This window comes from Longimicrobium sp., assembly GCF_036399255.1.
In the GTDB taxonomy this organism is placed as follows: Bacteria; Gemmatimonadota; Gemmatimonadetes; order Longimicrobiales; family Longimicrobiaceae; genus Longimicrobium.
Map to the genome: position 1 here is coordinate 70,430 of NZ_DASWNM010000093.1, position 6,000 is coordinate 76,429.

5 protein-coding genes are annotated in these 6,000 nt (G+C 70.6%); 4 read left to right on the forward strand and 1 reads right to left on the reverse strand.

Translation table 11 applies throughout. The features are described 5' to 3' along the window. Positions 1-351: 351 nt before the first annotated feature. From VGC13_RS16970 to VGC13_RS16980, 3 genes are all read left to right on the forward strand, one after another. Positions 352-720, forward strand: a complete 369-nt coding sequence (locus VGC13_RS16970; RefSeq protein ID WP_331126466.1) for a helix-turn-helix transcriptional regulator — start codon at positions 352-354, stop codon at positions 718-720. A 103-nt stretch (positions 721-823) separates the two neighbouring features. Further along, positions 824-2,536 (forward strand): dipeptidyl-peptidase 3 family protein, encoded by a 1,713-nt coding sequence (locus tag VGC13_RS16975; protein WP_331126467.1) that lies wholly within the window; start codon positions 824-826, stop codon positions 2,534-2,536. Between the two features lie 56 nt (positions 2,537-2,592). Further along, a complete protein-coding gene (locus VGC13_RS16980; protein WP_331126468.1) occupies positions 2,593-2,763 on the forward strand; it encodes a hypothetical protein in 171 nt (56 codons plus the stop codon). 325 nt (positions 2,764-3,088) lie between these two features. Here the strand turns inward: VGC13_RS16980 and VGC13_RS16985 are convergent, their stop codons facing one another. Then, complete coding sequence (locus VGC13_RS16985) at positions 3,089-3,916, reverse strand: PAS domain S-box protein (RefSeq protein WP_331126469.1); 828 nt, start codon at positions 3,914-3,916, stop codon at positions 3,089-3,091. Positions 3,917-4,106: 190 nt separating this feature from the next. On the opposite strand from VGC13_RS16985, the gene VGC13_RS16990 reads away from it, so the two are divergent. Beyond that, entirely contained in the window at positions 4,107-5,918 is a 1,812-nt protein-coding gene (locus VGC13_RS16990) for an ATP-binding protein (RefSeq protein WP_331126470.1), read from the forward strand. Positions 5,919-6,000 lie beyond the last annotated feature (82 nt).

The window sequence follows — 6,000 nt, forward strand, 5'->3', positions numbered from 1 at the left end:
CGTGTATCTTCCGGATTCTGCGTGTGCGCTCCCTCAGAGGGTGTTGCCAAACCCCTAGCGTGATTGACTTCCTGAGGGAGGCGCCGCCCTGTAACTCGCTTGTACACTGCAACTTGGCGCCGACCGAAGGATCTCGCCAGCAGAACGACGGGGCTGGTTCCGTGCCCTGATCTGGCCCCTGCGCCACCGGGACGAGGTCCTTCGGTCGCGCGCAATCTGTAGTGTGACTTCTGGTTACATGTGATGCGCTCCCTCAGGAAGTCACCGCTTCGTTATGGATTTGAGGTTTAGCAACACCCTCTCAGGAAGTCACGCGCTTGCGCCAGGAACTCGGGAAGCAACTGCGCTCATGTGAGCGGTTACATCGGTTTCGTGTACGTAACCGACAACATGTTGCTAATTGAACTGCGAACCCCGGCCGAGGTTTCCCGCCTGCTGGCGGGCCGTGTGCGCGCGCTGCGCCTTCAGCGTGAGTGGACGCAGCAGGAGATGGCCGAACGCGCCGGGCTGACGCTTGCAACGTACCGGCGGTTCGAGCACAGCGGCCGCATCTCCCTCGAACGGCTGCTCAGGATTGCGGTCGTGCTGGACGCGTGCGGAGGATTCGATCAGCTGTTCACGGTTCCCCCGGCGCGTTCGCTCGCGGAACTCGCGAAGCGGACGCAGCAACCCGCGCGCAAGCGCGGAAGGCGGACGCGCGCGGCGGGCAGCACGGGGTAGCCGATCCCGGATGCGTCCCGCAGGCGGCGCGCTTGCCGGGCGCGGATGCACGGCGTATCGTGCCGCCACGAATGACGGTGGTTCACCTTTCCAGCGAATACCCATGACGATTCGGTTCCGGTGCGCGGCGGCGGCCCTGGGCGCGCTCGCGGCCTGCGCCCCCGCGACCGTCCAGGCGCCCGCCAGCACGGCCGCGCCCTCCGCCGACGCGGCATCCGCCCCGGCGATGGCGGCGGGCCCGGCGGCGGCGCAGGACTCCATCGACCTGAAGCTGGCGCGCTACACGCCGGTGCGGCTGACGACGGACCTGCCGCTGAGCGACCGCGAGCGCCGCATGATCCCCCTGCTGATCGAGGCGGCGCGCGAGATGGACGCGCTGTTCCGCACCCAGACGTACGGCAACCTGGACTCGCTCACGGCCTCCATCGCCGATCCGCGCGTGCGGCGCTACGTGGAGATCAACTACGGGCCCTGGGACCGGCTGGCGGGGAACGCGCCGTTCGTGCCCGGCGTGGGCGCCAAGCCCGAGGGATCCAACCTGTATCCCGCGGGGATGACCAGGGCGGAGTTCGACGCGCAGGTGGCGGCGGGCGGGGCGCGGGCCGACAGCCTGAAGAGCCTGTACACGCTGGTGCGGCGCGGGCCGGGCGGACGATTGACGGCGGTGCCGTACCACCAGGCGTTCGCCCCCCAGCTGCGCCGCGCGGCCGACCGGCTGCGGCAGGCGGCGGCGCTGGCGGACGACGCGGGGCTGCGGCGCTACCTGGAGCTGCGCGCCGATGCGCTGCTGACGGACGATTTTCAGCCCAGCGACCTGGCGTGGCTGGACATGAAGACCAACCCGCTGGACATCGTCATCGGCCCCATCGAGACGTACGAGGACGCGCTGTTCGGCTACAAGGCGTCGTACGAGGGGTACGTGCTGATCAAGGACCAGGAGTGGAGCCGCCGGCTTTCGCGCTACGCGGCGCTGCTTCCCGCGCTGCAGCGGGGGCTGCCGGTGCCCGAGCAGTACAAGCGAGAGACGCCGGGCGCCGACAGCGAGCTGAACGCGTACGACGTGGTGTACTACGCGGGCGAGGCCAACGCGGGGTCGAAGACCATCGCCATCAACCTGCCCAACGACGAAGAGGTGCAGCTGCAGAAGGGCACGCGGCGGCTGCAGCTGCGCAACGCCATGCGCGCCAAGTTCGACCGCATCCTGGTTCCCATCGCGCAGATGCTGATCACGCCGGACCAGCGCCGGCACGTGACCTTCGACGCGTTCTTCGGGAACACCATGTTCCACGAGGTGGCGCACGGGCTGGGGATCAAGAACACCATCAACGGCCGCGGCACGGTGCGCGAGTCGCTTCGCGAGCAGGCCAGCGCGCTGGAAGAGGGGAAGGCCGACGTGCTGGGGCTGTACATGCAGGTGCAGCTGCAGGAGATGGGCGAGCTGCAGGGCGACGTGACGGACAGCTACGTCACCTTCCTGGCCAGCATCTTCCGCTCGGTGCGGTTCGGGGCCAGCAACGCGCACGGGGTGGCCAACATCGCGCGCTTCAACTACTTCAAGGAGCGCGGCGCCTTTACCCGCGACGCGGCGACGGGCACCTACCGCGTGGACCCGGCGCGCTTCCGGGAGGCGATGAACGCGCTGTCGGAGCAGATCCTGCGCTTTCAGGGCGACGGCGACCTGGCCGGGGTGCAGGCGTTCATGCAGCGCTACGGCCGGATCGATGCCGAGCTGCAGGGCGACCTGGACCGCCTGTCGCGCGCCGGCATTCCCGTCGACGTGGTGTTCGAGCAGGGGGTGGAGGTCCTGGGCCTCTGACGATCGTCCGCTCCCGAGCGGCATCCGCATCCATCATCCACCGGAAACGAGGCAGCATGGCAGATCCCGCGAACCTGAGCGACGCGGAGCGCGCAAAGCTGGAGGCGCGGCGCGACCGGCTGATGAAGCTGATGAAGGACGACGGCGGCGAGCCGCTGGACGCCGAGGACCGGGCGGACCTGGTGCAGGAGTGGAACAAGATCGACAACCTGCTGAACCGCAAGTAATCCGCGGCTCCGGCAACGGATTTTCTCACGCAGAGGCCACAGAGGCCACAGAGGAAGCGGAGGGTTGTTCTCCGCTTCCTCTGCTTTTTTGCGTGACACCAGATCCTGAAAAAGAATGATCGTACAGAGGAACAGAGTCAGACAGAGGAGCGAGCCGAAATGTCGGCTTGAGTCCTCTGTCTGACTCTGTCCCTCTGTATCCATTCAGGTGTTGTTTTCCCGGATTCGGGATCAGGAAAAAGATTTTCTCACGCGGAGGAAGCAGAGGGTTTTTCTCCGTTTCCTCTGCTTTTGTGCGTGAGTCCGTCGTTGGGTGGATCCCGGGCTACTCGCGGCCCTTGAGGCCGGCGCGGAGGGCGGCGTGCCTGGCGCGCTCGGCGGCGAGCTCCGGCTCCAGCACGTTGTTGATGTACTCGCGTGCGCCGCGCGCGTGCTCCTGCGCGAACTCGGCCGCCTCTTCCGCGCGCTCGCGGCCGGCCTGCGCCTCGGCCGCACGCGCCACGGCGGCATCGCGGGCGGAATGCGCCGCGTGGGCCATGGCCACGGCGCTCTCGGCGGCGCGGCGGGCGCTGAGGTCGCGGGTGGTCTTGGCGAAACCCAGGAGCTCGCCCTCGGGATTGCGCAGCGCGGTAAGGGTGACCCCGGCCCAGAACGTGGAGCCGTCGCGCCGCACGCGGCACCCCTCGCTCTGTGACTCGCCATGGATCTCGGCGTCGCGCAGGTGGTCTTCGGCCGTCCCGTCCTCGGCGCCGTCCTCGGGATACAGCAGGCGAAGGTGCGCGCCCTCGGCCTCCTCGCGGGTCCACCACTTCATCAGGTGGGCGCCCTCTCCCCAGAACGTGATCACGCCTTCCGGGTCCAGCAGGAAGATGGCGTAGTCGCGCACGTTGTCGGCGAGCGCGGCGAACGCGGGGTTGGCCGCCCACACACCCCTGCGCCGGGCCGCCGCGCCGTCTTCGTCGGCCTCGGCCCGAGCCCGGCGCTCGCGGCCCCGGCGCAGCGCGGCCTCACGCTCCGCCGCTTCGCTGGCGTGCGGCCGCCGGACCTCCGCGGGGAACGGAGGATCCGGGGGCGTGGTTCCGTCATCCGGCCCGTTGGGCGCCGGGCCTCCCTGCTCTGCTCCGGCGCCGCCGGAGGTGTGTATGCGCTCCATGTGCGCCCAAACCGGCAATATTCCGGCCGCAGCCCCGCGATCCGAAGCCGGCACCGGCGGGCCGGATGCCTTCGGTTCCAGAAATCGGGCTGGCCAGGAGCGTGATACGTCACGACTGTTCCGGCATTCGCCGCGCCGTATTATGATACGTTCCTCATTCATAACTCGACGTCCCGTTCGAGGCGCTCAGATGCTCGATGTGCCCGCCGCTCCCGAGGGTGCAGGGTCCGCCCCGGAAGGGCCGGGCGGGGATCCGCCGTCCACGGCCCACGCCGCACCTCGGCCGCACGGGCCGCGCGACGGGGGCGAGCGGTACGCCGAGCCGCGCGTGGCCGGGCAGATGGCGGCGCTGGAGATGGCCGTCAGCGGCGCCTCCATCCACGACGTGCTCAACCGCCTGGTGCGCGCCGCCCGGGAGCTTGCCGGGGACGAGGCGCGCACCATCCTGTTCATGGTGGACGCGGCCGGGGGCCAGCTGCGCTTTGCCGCCTCGGCCGGCATGCCGCGGGCGTACGTCGAGGCGGTGGACGGAATCGCCATCGGCCCCGCCAGCCCCTCGTGCGGCGCGGCGGCGTACAGGGGCGAGGCGGTGATCGTGCGCGACGTGGCCGACGATCCGACGTGGGCGCCGTACATGGCGCTGGCGCGGGAGCACGGCATCCGCGCCTGCTGGTCGTTCCCCATCCGCTCGTTCGGGCGGGCGCTGGGCACCATGGCCGTGTACCACCGCACCCCGCGCGAGCCGGCGCGGCGGGAGATGGAGTCGATGGAGCTGCTGGCGCGCACCGCGGCGCTCATCATCGAGCGGCACCAGGACGCCGAGGAGCGCCGCTGGGCCGAGGAGGCGCTGCGCACCAGCGAAGAGCGGCTGCGGCTGACGCTGCAGGCGGCGGAGCTGGGGATCTGGGAGCACGACCTCGCGGCGGGGTTCTTTTTCCTGGACTCCGGCGCGCGGCACCACTACGCCGCCGGCCCGGCCATCACCCTGGACGAGCTGGTGGCGCGGGTGCATCCCGACGACCGCCCGCGGCTGGCGGGCGAGATGGTGGCGGCGATGGACCCGGCCCGGCGCGCGGCGGTGGCCACCGAGTACCGCGTGGTACGCCCCGACGGCGAGGTGCGCTGGCTGCGCATCCAGGGGCGGGTGGAGTTCACGGGCGAGGGGCCGGACGCGCGCGCCGTCCGCGGGCTGGGCGCCGTGGAGGACGTCACCGAGCGCCGCCGCGCGGACGAGGAGCGCGAGCGCCTGCTGGGCGACGCGCAGGCCGCGCGCGCCGAGGCCGAGGCCGCCAACCGCGCCAAGGCCGAGTTCCTGGCCTCCATGAGCCACGAGCTGCGCACGCCGCTGAACGCCATCGGCGGGTACGTGGAGCTGCTGGACATGGGGATCCACGGGCCGCTGCGCGATCCGCAGCGCGCGGCCATCGGGCGCATCACGGCCAACCAGCGGCACCTGCTGGCGCTCATCAACGACATCCTTTCCTTTGCCCGGCTCGAGGCGGGGCGGATGGAGTTCGACCTGGGGCCGCTGCCGGTCGCGGAGATGCTCTCCAGCGTGGAGTCGCTGGTGGCGCCGCAGGCGGAGGCCAGGGGGGTTGCCTACACGGTGGAGACGTGCGCGCCCGCGGAGCTGGCGATGCAGGGCGACGCGGAGCGGGTGCGGCAGATCCTGCTGAACCTGGTGGGCAACGCCATCAAGTTCACGCCGGCGGGGGGATGGGTGATCCTTTCGTGCCACGCGGAGGGCGAGTGGGTGTACGCCCGGGTGCGCGACAACGGGCCGGGGATTCCGCCCGAGGAGCAGGAGCGCATCTTCGACCCGTTTCAGCAGGTGGGCCGGCGCCTGAACCAGCCGCGCGAGGGCGTGGGGCTGGGCCTCGCCATCAGCCGCGACCTGGCACGGGGGATGGCGGGCGACCTGACCGTCTGCAGCATGCCGGGCGAGGGCAGCACCTTCATCCTGCGCCTTCCGCGCGCCGTGACGCCGGACCCGGCGGGCTGATCCACACTCGGCAAAAGATTGGTCTCACCCAGAGGCCGCAGAGGCCACCGAGGGATGGTTTTCTCTGTGGCCTCTGCGGCCT